A 13,401-nucleotide genomic window follows, 5' to 3' on the forward strand; every position below is an offset into this window, starting at 1 on the left:
TTTCTATTTAACTGACCGATTAAGGAGCCGATCGCCATCGGTCAAGCCACTCGTGCATGCGCGATCATTTGCGTCACACCGCGCGCTGTGGCACCCCGATTTAACCGAAAGCTTAAGAACAAGAGGCAAGAGCCATGACGACCACCGCCCCGTTTCTGACCGTCGAGCGGCGCGGTCGCGTCGCCATTCTGACGATGAACCGGCCCGAAGCGCTCAACGCGATCGGCACGCTCGACGATTGCGACACGATCGTCGACACGTTCTTCGCGCTCGGCAACGACCGCCAGGTTTCGGCAATCGTGCTGACCGGGGCGGGTCGCGCCTTTTCGAGCGGCGGCAATATCAAGGGGATGCAGACGCGCCAGGGGATCGGCGTGCTCGATCAGCCGGATTCGACCCGCACCAATTACCGGCGCGGGGTCCAGCGCGCGGTGCGCGCCATGCTCGATTGCGAAATTCCGATGATCGCGGCGATCAATGGCCATGCCATCGGGCTCGGGCTCGATCTGGCCTGCCTGTGCGACATCCGCGTCGCCGCCGACAGCGCAAAAATGGCCGCCAGCTTCATCAAGGTCGGGATCGTGCCCGGCGACGGCGGCGCATGGACGCTGCAACGCATCATCGGCTATTCGCTCGCTGCCGAACTGTTTCTGACCGGGCGCACGTTCGACGCGGCTTATGCGCAGTCGATCGGCCTGGTCGGGACGGTCGTCCCCGCCGACGATCTGCTGCCCACCGCGATCGGCATTGCCGAGGAAATCGCCGCCAATCCGCCGCGCGCGCTGCGCCTGACCAAGAAACTGTTGCGCGAGGCGCAGCATGGCCGCGCGCACGACGTGCTCGAACTGTCCGCCGCGTTTCAGGCCATCGCCCACGAAACGCGCGATCATGCCGAAGCGGTCGCCGCGATCCTTGACAAACGGGCGCCGCGCTTCACGGGAGAATGATGGCATCGGGCGAAGAGAAATTCATCGACATGATGCGCGCGCTGGCGGTCGACCCGGCGGCGCGCGCGCTGGTCGACGACGCGGCGGTCATCGCCTTTGGCAACGAGACGCTGATCGTCACGCACGACATGATGGTCGAAGGCGTCCACTGGCTGCCGGGGCAGGACGAAGCCGACATTGCCTGGAAACTGGTCGCGACCAATCTGTCGGACCTTGCCGCCAAAGGGGCGGAGCCGGTCGGCGTCTTGCTCGGCTATATGCTCGGGCCCGACGATGCGCGCTTTGCGCAAGGGCTGGGCGACGCGCTGAGCGCCTTCGGCGTGCCGCTGCTGGGCGGCGATACCGTCTCGGCCCCGGCGGGCGGGCGCAGCCACGGGCTGACCGCGCTGGGCCGCGCGACGCATCGCCCGGTCCCGGCGCGCGACGGGGCACGACCGGGCGAAGTGCTGTGGGTCACCGGGCCGGTCGGCGCGGCGATGCTGGGGTTCGAAGCGCTGCGTGACGGAAACGCCGGTATCGATACGAGCGCCTATCGCCGCCCCTGCCCGCGCCTGGCCGAAGGCATCGCGCTGGCCCCGCTGGTCGGCGCGATGATGGACTTGTCCGATGGATTGCTGATCGATGCGCAGCGGATGGCGCTGGCCAGTCAGGTCACGCTGGCGATCGATTCCGCCGCCGTGCCGGTCCCTGAATCGCTGCCCAATTCGCGCCGCCGCGAAGCGATGGCATGGGGCGATGATTACGAACTGCTGTTTACATTGCCGCCAAATCAGTGCCCCCCTTGTCTCGCATATGCAATAGGGCGAGCAGAAGAATTTTGCGGGGACAGCGTGTTACTTGATGGTGCGCCGCCGAAGGGCCGCCTCGGTTATTGGCACGATTAGCCAAGCCATTGACCTTGCGCAAGGAAATGCTTGCCGCAAGACAATAATCCCCTAGCTTCGATGGGCCTTTCGCAAAGAAAGGAACCCGCCGCCGCACCCGTCTTTCGGAAGGGCCGAAAGGTAGGCACGCACCGGGCAGAAAAGGGGGATGCCACTGTGAGCCTTGTTGAAATTTCCATAGGTCTGGCCTTGCTGGCCATCGTCTACGGTTTTCTCGCCGGTCGTTGGGTGTTGGGATCCCCCGCCGGCAATCAGACCATGCAGGACATCGCCGGCGCCATTCAGGAAGGCGCACAGGCCTATCTGAAGCGTCAGTATACCGCCATTGCCGTCGTCGGCGTGATCGTTGCGGGTATCGTGTTCGCGTTTCTGGGCCCTGTGGCCGCGATCGGCTTTGTGATCGGCGCGACGCTGTCGGGTGCGGCCGGTTTCATCGGCATGAATGTCTCGGTGCGGGCCAATGTGCGCACGGCCGCTGCCGCGCAAAACGGGCTTCAGGCGGGGCTGACTCTGGCCTTTCGCGCCGGGGCGATTACCGGGATGCTCGTCGCCGGGCTTGCCCTGATCGCGATTGCGGGCTTTTTCTGGTATCTGACCGGGCCTGCCGGATATGATCCCGACAAGCGGATCGTGATCACCGCGCTGACGGCTTTGGCACTGGGCGCTTCGCTCGTGTCGATCTTTGCCCGTCTTGGCGGCGGCATCTTTACCAAGGCCGCCGACGTCGGCGCCGATCTCGTCGGCAAAGTCGAAGCGGGCATTCCCGAAGACGACCCACGCAACCCCGCCGTCATTGCCGACAATGTCGGCGACAATGTCGGCGATTGCGCCGGGATGGCCGCCGACTTGTTCGAGACGTATGTCGTGACCATCGGCGCGACGATGGTGCTGACCGCGCTGCTCGTCAAAGGGCTGGGCCATCTGCTGATGCCGTTGATGAGCCTGCCGCTGCTGATCGGCGGGGTGTGTATCGTCACCTCGATCATCGGCACGTTCTTCGTGCGCCTGGGCAGTTCGAACAACATCATGGGCGCGATGTACAAGGGCTTTCTGGTCACCACGGTCCTGTCGATCCCGGCAATCTGGTTTGCGATCACGTATACGCTCGGCGACATGAACACCCCGATCGGGTCTGCCGCGTTTACCGGGCGCACGCTGTTCTATTGCGCGCTGGTCGGCCTTGCCATTACCGGGCTGATCATCTGGATCACCGAATATTACACCGGCACCGCCTATCGCCCGGTGCGCTCGATCGCCAAGGCCTCGATCACCGGCCATGGCACCAATGTCATCCAGGGCCTCGCGATCAGCCTCGAAGCGACCGCGCTGCCGACGCTGGTGATCTGCGCCGGGATCGTCATTTCCTATCAGCTCGCCGGATTGATCGGGATCGCCTATGCGGCGACCGCGATGCTGGCGCTGGCCGGGATGGTCGTGGCGCTCGACGCCTATGGCCCGGTGACCGACAATGCCGGGGGCATTGCCGAAATGGCCGGGCTCGACGACAGCGTGCGCGAAAAGACCGATGCGCTCGACGCCGTGGGCAACACCACCAAGGCGGTGACCAAGGGCTATGCCATCGGATCGGCGGGCCTCGCCGCGCTCGTCCTGTTTGCCGCCTATACCACCGACTTGCGGGAATTCTTCCCGACTCTGAAAGTCGATTTCAGCCTTGAAAACCCATACGTTATCGTCGGGCTGCTGCTCGGCGCGCTGTTGCCCTATCTGTTCGGGGCGATGGGGATGACGGCGGTGGGCCGTGCCGCGGGCGATGTCGTCGTCGACGTGCGCGATCAGTTTGCCAACAATCCGGGGATCATGGCCGGGACCAGCCGCCCCGACTATGCGCGCACGGTCGATCTGGTGACCAAGGCGGCGATCAAGGAAATGATCGTGCCCTCGCTGCTGCCGGTGCTGGCGCCGGTCGTGGTCTATTTCGTAATCACCGCCGCGGCGGGCCGGTCAAACGGCTTTGCCGCGCTGGGCGCGCTGTTGCTCGGGGTAATCGTCAGCGGGCTGTTCGTCGCGCTGTCGATGACATCGGGCGGCGGGGCGTGGGACAACGCCAAGAAATACATCGAAGACGGCCACCACGGCGGCAAAGGCTCCGACGCGCACAAGGCGGCGGTGACCGGCGACACGGTCGGCGATCCCTACAAGGACACCGCCGGCCCCGCCGTCAACCCGATGATCAAGATCACCAACATCGTCGCCCTGCTGCTCCTCGCAGCACTGGCCAGCCACGCCATGTAGGATTTTTGCCGGAGCAATCCGGCAAATACGAACCCCGCCCGGCCCCACCGGGCGGGGTTTTGTATGGGGGGGGTATTGAGTATACCTTCCCCGGAATTCAGGAGAAGATGGATTGAAGGTTATTTACCGGATCACGTACCCTAATGGAAAAATATATATCGGGCAGGATATTACCGACAGCATAAACTATTTTGGCAGCGCATCCAGCACCCTAATTGCTGCGGATTATACCCGTGAAGAGCGATATAGTTTTACGATCACGCGGAACATAATTTGGGAGTCCGAAGGGGCGAGCAAGGCTGAAGTTTATGAGATGGAGCGCCGAGCGATAGTTGAATTTCGGGCCAATGACCCCGCCATTGGCTACAATAGATGGCCGAAATTTAGGGGCTAAGCCGAGGACGGCAGGGGATCGGGGGACAGTTTGCCCATTTCGCGGACCTGACGATCACGGCATGTGGATGAAACCTTTGCACCCGACATCAACACCGGCCAAACGGTCAAATCCAAGTCCGCTCATCCTTGATCTGTCGACGGACGCGCGCGGAGGCCTGCTCGGCGCACTGGCCCGTGTCCCCTGATCGCATGTCGCGCGCGTCCTTCGACGGGCTCAGGACGAGCGGGTATTTGTGCCGCATGATAAGCGGGCGTTTGTTCGACATGGTGGGCGGGCGTTTTTCCGGGAAGCCAAACTGCTGTTGCAAGGAGGGAGTGAAAGGGAGGCCTGCCCACCCCGTCCGTTCGGCCTATGGCAATTACACGTTCCACTTTCGTTCGTCATTCCCGCGCAGGCGGGAATCCAGATTTCGACGTATCATCAAGACGTTAGGGCGACTGGATTCCCGCCTTCGCGGGAATGACGAAAAGGGCGCGCGGTATTGATTTCAAAATATATATTAGTGCAGCGGGCGATGTGTGATGCAGGCAGCCCTTCGGCCGGGCGTCGTCCATCGCACCTCTGCCGTTGACGTAAACGGCAGGCCGCGTCACAACGCACGGCGATGACTGACCCCACACCCGAAACGCCCTCGCCCGAACAGCTTGTCGATGGGCTGTTGCGCCTGCTCCATCTCGATCCCGCCGGCACCGACAGCTTTGTCGGGCACAATCGGCAGGGCGGCACGGGGCGCATGTTTGGCGGGCAGGTGATTGCGCAGGCGCTGGTCGCGGCAGAGCGGACCGTGGGCGAGGATCGGCCGGTTCATTCGCTGCATGCCTATTTCCTGCGCGGCGGCGACGAGACGCAGGACGTTGCGCTTCATGTCCTGCGCGATCTTGACGGGGGCAGCTTTGCCAATCGGCGCGTGGTCGCCAGTCAGGCGGACAAGCCGATCCTGACGCTGGTCGCTTCGTTTCACCGGCGCGAAGAGGGCGCCTGTCACGCCGCTGCGATGCCCGATGTTCCCCCGCCCGAAGATCTGCCGAGCGAGGCGGATCTGCGCGCGGCGCATGTCGACGAACTGCCCGCGGACAAGCGCGCCATGATGCTGCGCCCGCGCCCGATCGAACAACGCCCGGCAGAGCCGCGCCACTGGATGAACCCGGCCCCGCAGGAAGCGAAATCGCACACATGGTTTCGCACGGTCGCGCCGCTGCCCGACGATCCGCGCATCCATCGCGCGGTGCTCGCCTATGCCAGCGACATGAGCCTGCTCGGCACGAGCACCCTGCCCCATGGGCTGAGCTGGATCATCGGCAATGTCATGGGGGTCAGCCTTGACCACGCATTGTGGTTTCACGACGATTTCCGCGCCGACGAATGGCTGCTCTATGCCTGCGACAGCCCGTGGGCCGGTCGCGCGCGCGGGTTCAATCGCGGGCAGATCTTTACCCGCGACGGGCGCCATGTCGCCAGCGTCGCGCAGGAAGGGCTGATCCGGCCGGTTGCGGCGAAAAACTGACAAGGCGGGCCGGTGCCGCCTTCTGCATCGAAAGCCTAAGGCTTGGCCGGGCAGGTCGCCGCTTCCAGCAGGGGGTGCGCGATCATTGCCTGCGCCACGGCGCCGAGCATGCGCCCGCCGTCGCCCGCGCGCGCCACTTCGACCGCGACCGCATCGAACACGTGGCAGGTATCGAGGCTGGTATTGCCCCCGCCATAGCGATTGGCGATCATCGTGGCATAGCGGTCATAGAGCCCGCGATGATGCGCATCGGCCACGGCATCGGTGGCGAAAAAGCGTTGCAGCCGTTGCGCCGCGCCGTCGAACAGCGAACGATGCACGCCGATCATGCTGTCGTAATGCGGCTGCATCGCCACGCCGATGCGCGTACAGCGCAACGATACGTCCATCATCAGCATTTCGAATTCGTGCAGCCGCGCGGCGCCGACCACCGGCGCTTCGATACAGGCCGCATCGGCAGTCCCGGCAAGGATCAGCGCGAGCGCCGCCGCAACCAGGCCGACGCCGCGCCTCATTTGGCCAAGGCTCATTTGGCCAAGGCTCATTTGGCAAGCGTCGTCGCGGGGGGCTGCGTCGGCTGCGCGCAAGGGACCACCGGCACCGCCATCAGCGCCGGAAATTGCCGCACCAGCGCCGCCTGCATCGCAAACGTGGTCTGCGCGACCTGGCCATAGGTCCGCGCCGCGCCGACGATGGCGTTCATCGTGTCGGGATCGTGGCTCAGCTGATATTGGTCATACAGCGCCTGCAAACGGCGCAGATAGTCCGCCGCCGCCTCGTTGTTCTGCCGCGCGGTATTCACCGACGGGGCATAGACCGTGTCGTGAAACGCATTGCGCGCCTCGGCCGAACAGAAACTGGGCGGCAACGCCACCTGCGGCACGGGGGACAGCGCCGGTTGCGGCGGCAGGACAAACCCGGCGGTGGTCGGATGCAGTGCGACGGGCGCCGCCGGAGAGACCATCGCGACCGGCTGAACCACTGCGGACGCCGGGGCGGATGCCGGGGCTGACGCCGCATTCGGCGCGCCCGCCCCGCCCGTGGTCTGGCTATTGGCCAGCGCGGCCAGCAACTGCCCCAGCGTGTTTCCCGAAGGCGGCGCTGCAGCGGCAGCGGGCTCGACAGCCACGGCGACCACCGGCGGCGCCGCAGGAAGCGCTGCCGGGACTGCGGGAAGCGCGGCAGGGACCGGGGCGGGAACGGTCGGCGGAGCGACCGGCGCAACCGTTGCAGCGGACGGCGCGGCAGGGGCCACCGGCACGGTCAACGCCGGGCTGGCGGTCGGTGAAGAGGTCGGATTTTGGGCCATGCGCCCGCGCAGTGTGATGATCTTGGCCCGCGCGATCTCGCCAAACGTGCCGTTGGGAAACCGCGTCAGATAGGATTCATAAAGCGAAGGGTCGTTGCTGCTGTCGATCGATTGCCAGAAAGCGAGTTCGAACGGCGTGCCCACCCCGGTCGAAACCACCGCCTGCGCCATGGCCGCGCCGGGCCCTGCCAACGCCAGCATGATCGCGCCCAGCGCAACCGCAACAGTTCCTGGCTTGCCAGACATTGCCCCCCCTTTCGCGTCCATGCGCCGCACCACCACACGGTCCCCGCCGTAACGGTCGAACCACCCACTGGCACAAAGACCTATAGAAGCATGGTAACATTGCCCTGAAAGGAACAGGTTACCCAGACCCTAATTTTGCCGCGACTGATCGGATGAATGGGGCAAGTCATCGCGCAACGCCCGAAATCCGCATCGAACCGGGACGGTTGGGACAAACCGACAGCAATGGTTTGACGCCTCCGGCGCGCCGAATCGGCCCTAACCCGACGGGTGATAGAAATCGTAGACCGTCTGTGCGACAGCCACGCTGACACCGGGCGCGCGTTGCAGGTCTTCGAGGCTGGCCGCGCGGACTTTGCTCGCCGTGCCGAAATGCAGCAACAGCGCCCGTTTGCGCGCGGGGCCGATGCCGGGGACTTCGTCGAGCGGGCTGGCGGTGATCGCCCGGCTGCGTTTGGCGCGATGCGCGCCGATGGCAAAGCGGTGCGCCTCATCGCGCAAGAGCTGCAAATGGAACAGCAGGGGCGAATTCAGCGGCAGCAGCTTTTCGCGCCCGTCGGGGAAATGAAAATGTTCGCGCCCGGCATTGCGGTCGGGACCCTTTGACACCGCGATCAGCGCGACATCCTCGATCCCGAGCTCTTCCAGCGTTTCGCGCACGGCGGTCATCTGCCCCTTGCCGCCGTCGATCAGCACGAGATCGGGCCACATCCCGCGATCGCGGTCGGGGTCTTCTTCTTGCGCACGGGCAAAGCGGCGGCTCATGACTTCGCGCATCATGCCGAAATCGTCGCCCGGCTCGGTCTCGGGCCGCTTGATATTGAACTTGCGGTATTGCCCCTTGCGAAAGCCTTCCGGCCCGGCGACGACCATCGCGCCGACCGCATTGGAGCCCATGATATGGCTGTTGTCATAGATCTCGATGCGATCGGGCGGATCGCCGAGTTCGAGGAAATCGGCCAGCTCGCGAAAGATCTTCGCCTTTGTCCCGGTCTCGGCCATGCGCCGGTCGAGCGCTTCGTCGGCATTGCGCTGCGCCTGTTCCATCAGGCGGCGGCGATCGCCGCGCTGGGGCACGGAGATTTCGACTTTCCCGCCTGCCGCGCCCTGCAACGCTTCGGCCAGCAGCACCGCTTCGGGCAAGTCGCGGTCGACCAGGATCAGGCGCGGCGGCGGCACGTCTTCATAGAATTGCGCCAGAAACAGCGTCATCACTTCGCCGTCATCGTGCCCTTCGGTGTGGCTGGGGAAAAAGGCGCGATGGCCCCAGTTTTGCCCGCCCCGGATGAAAAACGCCTGAATCGCGACCTGCCCGCCCTTGATCGCCATGGCAAAGACATCGGCATTGCCGACGCCTTCGGCATTGATCGCCTGGCTGCCCTGAATGAATGTCGCCGCGCGCAGCCGGTCGCGCATCACCGCCGCGCGTTCGAAATCGAGCGCTTCGGCGGCGGCGGCCATCTGCGTCTCGATTTCGCGCTGGACCGCGCTCGATTTGCCGCCAAGGAAATCCTTCGCCTGACGCACCAGTTCGGCATAGTCGGCCTCGCTGATCCGCCCGACGCAAGGCGCGCTGCATCGCTTGATCTGATAAAGCAGGCAAGGCCGGTCGCGCCGCGCCATGAAGCCGTCGTTGCAACTGCGCAGGAGGAACAGTTTCTGCAAGGCGTTGATCGTCGTGTTGACCGACCCGGCGCTGGCAAAGGGGCCATAATAATTGCCCTTGGCCCGGCGCGCGCCGCGATGCTTCATCAGCCGGGGATAGCCATGATCGGATCGCAAGAGAATGAAGGGAAACGATTTGTCATCGCGCAGCAGGACATTGTAGGCCGGGCGATAGCGCTTGATCAGCTGCGCTTCGAGCAACAGCGCCTCGGCCTCGGAATTGGTCGTGACGATCGTCATCGATCGCGTCAGGCTGACCATGCGGCGCAGCCGATTGGGCAGGCGATCGACCTGCACGTAATTGGCGACGCGGTTTTTCAAGGCGCGCGCCTTGCCGACATAGAGCACGTCACCGCGTGCATCGATCATGCGATAGACCCCGGGGACCGGCTTCAAGGTCGCGATCACATCACGCAGAACTGCGACCCCGCGATCGAGATCGGGCTGATCCGCCCCGCGCAGGACATAAGTCGCCTTGTCTTCGTTAAAGCGTTCCGCGCCATGCGGCGAGGCCATCGCGCCCGCCGGGGTGCGACCGGCAGGGGCATCGTCGGGCAAAACGGGCGGGGCGGGCGGTCGCGAGGAAGAACGGGCCATGGGCCATTCCAGATAGGGACTCCGACCCCGCTTGGCCAGCACCCACGCGAGACCCGCGCTACGCAATAGACCGGATCGGGCGGGCGCGCCGCGCTTAACGACGTGCGGGTTAACCTCGCGGACGTGACCACGCAAATTTACCAATTCGGGCATGCAACCCGCTCAGCCGGTCGTCGTCAGGCGGCGCGGGTGCGGCTTGGCCTGCCGGGCAAGGTCATTCTGGTCACCGGGCACGAGCCCTGCCAGCTGGATGACCTGTCGCAAACCGGGGCCTGTGTGACCGTGGCCAAAGAGGCGCCACCGGTTGGCGATTCGGCCGTGCTGATGGTCAACGGCGTCGAAGCGTTTGGCACGGTGGTCTGGCGGCGCGGCGCGCGATTCGGGCTGTGTTTCGATGAGCCGGTCGCCAAGGATGACGTCGTTCGCCTGCGCGCCATCCACGATCATTTCGAATCGCTCGAAAGCGACCGTCAACTGCGCCACGCCCGGGAATTCGTCCAGGGCCGTCGCGTCTATTGATGCTCAGAACTGTTTGCGCAGTTCCAGCTTGAGCAGGCGCCCGGTCGGATCCAGATAGCCCGCCTGATACCGCAGCGGCGTCACGCCCGCAGAATTGGTCACTTTCTGCTGCCCGTCGAACAGATTGTTAACGCCCAGCGACAGGCGCGATCCTTTCAGGAACGCGAATTTTTTCACCACGCCCGGCATCCGGCCAAGATCGACAAACAGCCGCACATTGAGCGTGGCCAGCGATCCGAAATCGAGCGGCAGATCGCCGGGCTGACCGCTGGAATTGACATGGGTCGGGCTCGCATAGCTGCCATTGAGGCGCAAGCCAAAGCCGCGATAGAACCCGCCCGCGTCGAGATTGACGGTATGGCGCGCGACCCCGGTTCCGGTCAGCGCATCGCCGCGCAACTGATCGAGCACCGGGCCGCCCGGGGCCAATTGCGCGGTGTTATAGAATTCATAGCTGTAGGCGAGCGACAGGTTCCACCGCCCGCGCCCGTCCGATGGCGGCGGACCGCCCGGCGGAGGACCGCCCGGGCCACGCCCGCCCCCGCCAAAGCCCCCGCCCCCGCCTCCACCTCCACCGCCCGGTCCATGGCCAAACCCGCCACCCGGCGGAGGACCGCCGGGACCACCGGGCCCGCGCATGCCAAAACCGCGCCGCTGCGCCATCGCCGGATCGGGCTTGCCGAAATTTCCCGCGAGATTGAGCGTGGTGCGGATGCGCGAACTGCGCGTCATCGCCAAAGTCACCGGGGTTTCGTCGATCCACGCGATCTGCCCATCGGCATCGCGCCTGATGCGATCGGCATAAGCCGCCTGCACCGCCGCCGTCAGCAAGGGAAACGTGCTCGTCGCATTGTCCGAATGGTTGCGGAAATATTCGACCACCAGCGTATCGTTGCCGCCGCCAAACGGCAGGGTCCAGTTCCCGGCAAATTTCAGGTCATGCTGATTTTCGCGCAAAAGCCCCGGATTGCCGCCCGAAACGACCGTCGCCAGCACCGTCTCGCCGCGCACGAAGTCATAGACCGAAACGCCCGGCGTCGCCACGCTGGGCGCGGCCAGATTGGAAAAACCGGGCGCGACCTGGGTGCCGATATACGAGCCCGACAATGCCAGGCGCGCAGTCGGCTTCCACGTCAGGCCCGAACCCAGATCGATCAGGTGACCGAAATCCGACAGCGTGTGCGCCTCGACATTCAGATTGAGCGAGAGATCGCCGATCGCTTCGAGCACATGATTCTTGCGGCTGGCAATCGGCACATCGAGGCTGAAACCGGCTTGCAGATCGCCGCGCCGCAGCCGCGCGTCTGTCGCCTCGTTCGTACCGCTGCCGGCGAAAGACGACCAGACATAGCCGGTTTTCAGCGTCAGCCCGACATCGCCTGCGGCCAAACGCGCGGGCATGCCGCTCACCGTCACCAGCGTCGTCGCGGTGTCGGTCGTGGTATCGCTGATTTGCGGCTGGAGCGCGGACGGCAAATCGGTCGAACTGGACGAATAGACATGGCTGCCGTCCAGGGTCGCAGACAGCAACCATGTGCCGAGCGGGCGATTGAGCCCCAACCCGATCGAGCCGGTGGTCGTGCGGCTTGACGCCAGCAGCCCGAGCAACGGCTCGGTCGCCTTGATCCCGTTGAGCGCGTCGCTCGAATCGCGCTCGATCAGGCCGTTGATCGTCAGCCCCGCGCCCAGCCCGAGCGGCCGCGCCACGGTGGCATTGAGAGTCGCGGTGCTCGTGCCCGCCTGCAGCGTGCGGAATTTGGCCGGATCGGGCGCGCCCGCGGCGACCGGCGTCGACTGGATGATGTCGCGCGCGGCCTCGGTCTCGGGCGTCTGGCGGTCATAGGTGCCGGTCACATTGACGCGCGCGCCCTGATCGATGCGCACCCCGGTCGCTTCGTCGCGCAGATCGGTATAGCCGCCGCGCGCGGGCACATTGAGCTGACCTTCGTCATTGAATCCTTGGAAATGGTCCTTGAGGATGAAATTGACCACGCGCTGATCGGGACGAAATCCGTATTTCAGGGCGACTTCTTCGGGCAGTATCTCGACCCGGCGGATCGCTTCGGGCGGAAGCCCGCGAATTTCGCGAAAATTCGACACGCGCATGCCGTTGAGCAAAAACACCGGCGTACCATCGCCCCGCCCGCGCCCGGTGCCCGTCTGCGGCACGAGCGCAGCGACGAGTTCCTGAATCGACGACACGCCGTAACTGGCGATGTCTTCCTCATCCAGAGTCACGATCGGCGGCTGTTCGGTTTCGACTTGCCCCTTGATGCGGTGCGCGACGACGAGAATTTCTCCCTTTTTGTCGAGCCCTTGCGCATTGGCCTTGAGGATCTTGTCGCCATTGACCGAAATTTCATCGGTATCGCCGGAATCGGCCGCAGGCGCCGGAGCAGGTTGGGGTTGGGGTGCAACCGCAGTCGGCGCGTCCGGCGTCTGCTGCGCTTGCGCAGACGGGCCGCCCAAAGCGAGGCCGACGACAACGGCGGGAAGCAGGATGACGGCGGAGGACATAGCTTTCCCGGGGGGCAAGGAGGGCCGTGTGCCCTTGCGAAATGCACCACGAATGGGCAATGGACAATTGGTAACATTTTGTCGCCCGTCGGCTCGCCCGGCAATAACGGGGCGTGTTGGACAGGGGCTTGGAAGGGGGCTGGGGCCACGCCGATACGCAGCGGGCTTTCCTTTTTGCCGCACACGAGTTATGGGCGCCACGCGCGGCGCATCACCTGCACACCGCATCGAACCTCATTTGTCCCATGATTTCGAGTTCCGGTCGATTCTTTCGCCGGATGCTCAAAACAGAACAAGGCATCGCAAACCGCCGATGGCGAAAGAAGAACTCCTCGAAATGCGCGGGACGGTGGTCGAACTGCTGCCCAACGCGATGTTCCGCGTCCGTCTCGAAAACGACCACGAAATTCTCGGCCACACGGCCGGAAAGATGCGCAAGAACCGCATCCGCGTGCTCGTCGGCGACGAAGTGCTGGTCGAACTCACCCCCTATGACCTTACCAAGGGTCGTATCACCTATCGCTTCATGCCCGGTCGCGGCGGCCCCGGCTCTTATTGAGCGG

10 protein-coding genes are annotated in these 13,401 nt (G+C 64.6%); 6 read left to right on the top strand and 4 right to left on the bottom strand.

Translation table 11 applies throughout. The features are described from left to right. Window positions 1–134 precede the first annotated feature (134 nt). The 4 genes from AQZ50_RS01115 (at window position 135) to AQZ50_RS01135 (ending at window position 5,985) form a co-directional block, all read left to right on the top strand. A complete protein-coding gene (locus AQZ50_RS01115) occupies window positions 135–947 on the top strand; it encodes a crotonase/enoyl-CoA hydratase family protein (RefSeq protein WP_067741416.1) in 813 nt (270 codons plus the stop codon). Further along, complete coding sequence (gene thiL / locus AQZ50_RS01120; protein ID WP_067741419.1) at window positions 944–1,831, top strand: thiamine-phosphate kinase; 888 nt, start codon at window positions 944–946, stop codon at window positions 1,829–1,831. The genes AQZ50_RS01115 and thiL overlap by 4 nt, the downstream gene beginning before the upstream one ends. Window positions 1,832–1,987: 156 nt before the next feature. After that, window positions 1,988–4,084, top strand: coding sequence for a sodium-translocating pyrophosphatase (locus tag AQZ50_RS01125; protein ID WP_067742319.1), 2,097 nt, complete (start codon window positions 1,988–1,990; stop codon window positions 4,082–4,084). A 1,001-nt stretch (window positions 4,085–5,085) separates the two neighbouring features. Continuing rightward, window positions 5,086–5,985 carry an acyl-CoA thioesterase gene (locus tag AQZ50_RS01135; RefSeq protein ID WP_067741424.1) on the top strand — a complete coding sequence of 300 codons (900 nt, stop codon included), beginning with the start codon at window positions 5,086–5,088 and terminating at the stop codon, window positions 5,983–5,985. A gap of 35 nt (window positions 5,986–6,020) precedes the next feature. Here the strand turns inward: AQZ50_RS01135 and AQZ50_RS01140 are convergent, their stop codons facing one another. The 3 genes from AQZ50_RS01140 to uvrC all read right to left on the bottom strand — a co-directional run bounded on the left by AQZ50_RS01140 (window position 6,021) and on the right by uvrC (window position 9,721). Then, entirely contained in the window at window positions 6,021–6,500 is a 480-nt protein-coding gene (locus tag AQZ50_RS01140) for a hypothetical protein (RefSeq protein ID WP_067741426.1), read from the bottom strand. A gap of 26 nt (window positions 6,501–6,526) precedes the next feature. Continuing rightward, window positions 6,527–7,540 (bottom strand): hypothetical protein, encoded by a 1,014-nt coding sequence (locus tag AQZ50_RS01145; RefSeq protein ID WP_067741428.1) that lies wholly within the window; start codon window positions 7,538–7,540, stop codon window positions 6,527–6,529. A 258-nt stretch (window positions 7,541–7,798) separates the two neighbouring features. Then, a complete protein-coding gene (gene uvrC / locus AQZ50_RS01150) occupies window positions 7,799–9,721 on the bottom strand; it encodes an excinuclease ABC subunit UvrC (RefSeq protein ID WP_067742324.1) in 1,923 nt (640 codons plus the stop codon). A gap of 204 nt (window positions 9,722–9,925) precedes the next feature. On the opposite strand from uvrC, the gene AQZ50_RS01155 reads away from it, so the two are divergent. Continuing rightward, window positions 9,926–10,321 carry a PilZ domain-containing protein gene (locus AQZ50_RS01155; RefSeq protein WP_082703331.1) on the top strand — a complete coding sequence of 132 codons (396 nt, stop codon included), beginning with the start codon at window positions 9,926–9,928 and terminating at the stop codon, window positions 10,319–10,321. 3 nt (window positions 10,322–10,324) lie between these two features. Here AQZ50_RS01155 and AQZ50_RS20690 read toward each other — a convergent pair whose 3' ends face one another. Beyond that, window positions 10,325–12,838 (bottom strand): TonB-dependent receptor, encoded by a 2,514-nt coding sequence (locus AQZ50_RS20690; RefSeq protein ID WP_231730047.1) that lies wholly within the window; start codon window positions 12,836–12,838, stop codon window positions 10,325–10,327. Window positions 12,839–13,151: 313 nt separating this feature from the next. On the opposite strand from AQZ50_RS20690, the gene infA reads away from it, so the two are divergent. Continuing rightward, the gene (infA, locus tag AQZ50_RS01165; protein WP_008071722.1) at window positions 13,152–13,397 is read left to right on the top strand and encodes a translation initiation factor IF-1; all 246 of its coding nucleotides are present in this window, start codon (window positions 13,152–13,154) and stop codon (window positions 13,395–13,397) included. Window positions 13,398–13,401: the final 4 nt, after the last annotated feature.

Source organism: Novosphingobium sp. Fuku2-ISO-50 (genome assembly GCF_001519055.1).
Classification (GTDB): domain Bacteria; phylum Pseudomonadota; class Alphaproteobacteria; order Sphingomonadales; family Sphingomonadaceae; genus Novosphingobium.

Bases quoted from the DNA above. Each gene is read 5' to 3' on its own strand.
- AQZ50_RS01145 (WP_067741428.1), bottom strand. From the start codon at position 7,540: ATGTCTGGCAAGCCAGGAACTGTTGCGGTTGCGCTGGGCGCGATCATG.
- infA (WP_008071722.1), top strand. From the start codon at position 13,152: ATGGCGAAAGAAGAACTCCTCGAAATGCGCGGGACGGTGGTCGAACTG.
- uvrC (WP_067742324.1), bottom strand. From the start codon at position 9,721: ATGGCCTCGCCGCATGGCGCGGAACGCTTTAACGAAGACAAGGCGACT.
- AQZ50_RS01140 (WP_067741426.1), bottom strand. From the start codon at position 6,500: ATGAGGCGCGGCGTCGGCCTGGTTGCGGCGGCGCTCGCGCTGATCCTT.
- thiL (WP_067741419.1), top strand. From the start codon at position 944: ATGATGGCATCGGGCGAAGAGAAATTCATCGACATGATGCGCGCGCTG.
- AQZ50_RS20690 (WP_231730047.1), bottom strand. From the start codon at position 12,838: ATGTCCTCCGCCGTCATCCTGCTTCCCGCCGTTGTCGTCGGCCTCGCT.
- AQZ50_RS01115 (WP_067741416.1), top strand. From the start codon at position 135: ATGACGACCACCGCCCCGTTTCTGACCGTCGAGCGGCGCGGTCGCGTC.
- AQZ50_RS01135 (WP_067741424.1), top strand. From the start codon at position 5,086: ATGACTGACCCCACACCCGAAACGCCCTCGCCCGAACAGCTTGTCGAT.